Raw genomic sequence first — 2,157 nt, 5'->3', positions numbered from 1 at the left:
AATAAGATGGGGGTAAAGGAATTCGAATCCATGCACTCCCATTTGCAAGATGCCGATTTGCCTTTGCCGTTTCAACGCTTAAACCCAGCTCCATATCTTCACATGGTTATGACCAGTCGAGGTCCTAAAGAAGTTCCGTGTCGTTTGCCTGCTGACAATGAAATTGCGGTTATTGATTGGGTCAATTTTACTGATAGCTGTGCCACGCTAAATCACAAATACGTTAATGCACTTCAAGATGACATTATCATTGATCCTGTTGAACTCAATTTTCAAATGGCGATTGAGATCGACAAGCATATTGAACACATATTCGGTTTAAACCTGACTTTTGCTGATAAAGGCATAAAGAACAGGTATCAAAGCTCGTTTGAAATCGGGGATAAATGCGGTTTTGTCTGTGTTGGCGGTCAACGAAATACATATCTAGTGATGCTTTCGGGTCGTGGCTGTTCAATGGCTACTGAGGGATGGGAACAACGTCTTTACACATTCCTGACCACTGTTGCAACTCGTGGAAAATTAACCCGTGTAGATATTGCACATGATGACTTTGACGGTTCAAAGATCAATGTCGATTGGGGCAATATGATGGACGGCATCGGTGGATTCCAAAACGGCAACCGTGCGCCAAATGTCGAGCATAAAGGCAATTGGAAACGTCCAAACGGTCGTGGGCGTACCTTAAACATTGGTAGCCGTGAATCAGGTAAATACTTACGTTTATACGAAAAAGGTAGGGCAGAGGGCGACCCATTAGACAACTGGCAACGTGCAGAGGTTGAATTTAAATCACGTGATCAAGTCTTACCTTTTGCCATGCTTCTGTCACCGTCTGAATATCTTATCGGTGCTTATCCATGTTTCGAAATTTTAGCTGAAGATATTCAACCTGAACGTATAGAAGTCATGGTTAAAACTGCACAAATCAATGCAAGTGCTGCACTTGAAACAATAAAAAAACAGTACGGCAGATATATCAATTTATTCAAAAAGGTTTTTGAACCTGAAGAACTTATCAATTTAATTTCACACTCTGACCCTTTTGCTTATCCAAAGCGGTTGGATCACGTCTTAATGACAGCGATGAGGATGTAAAACATGTCACAAATGAAAGTAACTTTAGTCGGTGCAAAATCTACAGATTGGAAGTCGGAAGATGGTCGTCATTATGATCACGTGACTTTATACGCATTGATTCCAATGGATGTATCTCAAGGTAATGCAGTCGGTCAAGGTGTTGCTGAGTTCAAATGGCAAGATTCTCGTAATTTGGTGCAACTTCAAGGGCGTAAATTTCCATTTGAAGCTACTTTAGAACTTGAGTTGGTGACAACTGGTCGTGCTCAAAAACAGGTGCTTACAAATGTCATTCTTCCACCTAAAGCATAATTTCCCAGTTCTTTGCCCGTTCTGCGGAACATATTGGCATCAAGGACAAATACAAGATCATAAGAACAAGTGTGATCAAAGGATTTAAAAAAAATGGCATATCAGTGTGCAGTTGTAGATCAGTCTACTAAACAATGTGTTGAATGGGTTTCATCTTTCAACTGGCTTGATTTTGCTATCACGGGGACGCAATCGGTACAAATCTGTGTAGCAATTGCATCCTATTTCTCAGTCTGTTGGGTGTTAAAAAAATCACGCTCAGCGGTCAAATAAAAGGGGTTAATCATGAAAAACATGACTAAATCGAAAAAAGCCTTAATGGCTAAATTGGCTGTAGCTTCGGCTGCTTTAACTGGTGCTGTATCTGCAAATGCTGCTGCAATTGAATTTGATACAACAGGTTTATTGGCAAATATTGCTTCAGGTGAGGGTTTCGCTGTAACTGCGGGTCTAGCATTCATTGGTTTGGCTGCAACGATTTCTGTATTACGTAAATCACGTGGTGCTGTTCGTTAATAGCAAATAAAACCGCTTCTCTTCTGCGCGAACCTGTTGAGCGCGGAGAGAGAGGCGGTTTTTAATTTGGAGTTAAAAATGGATGAGCCTAGTTTAGTAAATTGGTTTTTCGTTTTCATCTTTTATCAAGGATTGAAAATCTTATTTTAGGTCATACACATGAGAAAATTTTTCAAGAAAATTCATGTTTTAGTTTTATCATTTGTATTATCTATTTCAAATGTCATTCTCATTAATCAAGCTAATGCT

Annotated in this window: 4 protein-coding genes; all 4 read left to right on the top strand. The window is 39.8% G+C overall.

The annotated features are described in order from the left end of the window. The coding region (locus tag EXE09_RS18610) for a replication initiation factor domain-containing protein (protein ID WP_228257237.1) at window positions 1–1,098 on the top strand (1,098 nt) is incomplete at its 5' end. A gap of 3 nt (window positions 1,099–1,101) precedes the next feature. Next, window positions 1,102–1,392 carry a hypothetical protein gene (locus EXE09_RS18605; RefSeq protein ID WP_130118250.1) on the top strand — a complete coding sequence of 97 codons (291 nt, stop codon included), beginning with the start codon at window positions 1,102–1,104 and terminating at the stop codon, window positions 1,390–1,392. A gap of 93 nt (window positions 1,393–1,485) precedes the next feature. Then, window positions 1,486–1,665, top strand: a complete 180-nt coding sequence (locus EXE09_RS18600) for a hypothetical protein (protein WP_130118249.1) — start codon at window positions 1,486–1,488, stop codon at window positions 1,663–1,665. A 12-nt stretch (window positions 1,666–1,677) separates the two neighbouring features. After that, entirely contained in the window at window positions 1,678–1,908 is a 231-nt protein-coding gene (locus EXE09_RS18595) for a hypothetical protein (protein WP_130118248.1), read from the top strand. Window positions 1,909–2,157 lie beyond the last annotated feature (249 nt).

The sequence above is a fragment of the Acinetobacter sp. WCHAc060025 genome (genome assembly GCF_004209355.1).
Taxonomy (GTDB): domain Bacteria; phylum Pseudomonadota; class Gammaproteobacteria; order Pseudomonadales; family Moraxellaceae; genus Acinetobacter; species Acinetobacter wuhouensis.
Note: the sequence above shows the minus strand (reverse complement) of the source record. Positions and strands in the feature narration are given on the sequence as shown.

What these genes read in the sequence shown, in the direction of transcription:
- EXE09_RS18600 (WP_130118249.1), top strand. Translation starts at nt 1,486, where the DNA reads ATGGCATATCAGTGTGCAGTTGTAGATCAGTCTACTAAACAATGTGTT.
- EXE09_RS18605 (WP_130118250.1), top strand. Translation starts at nt 1,102, where the DNA reads ATGTCACAAATGAAAGTAACTTTAGTCGGTGCAAAATCTACAGATTGG.
- EXE09_RS18595 (WP_130118248.1), top strand. Translation starts at nt 1,678, where the DNA reads ATGAAAAACATGACTAAATCGAAAAAAGCCTTAATGGCTAAATTGGCT.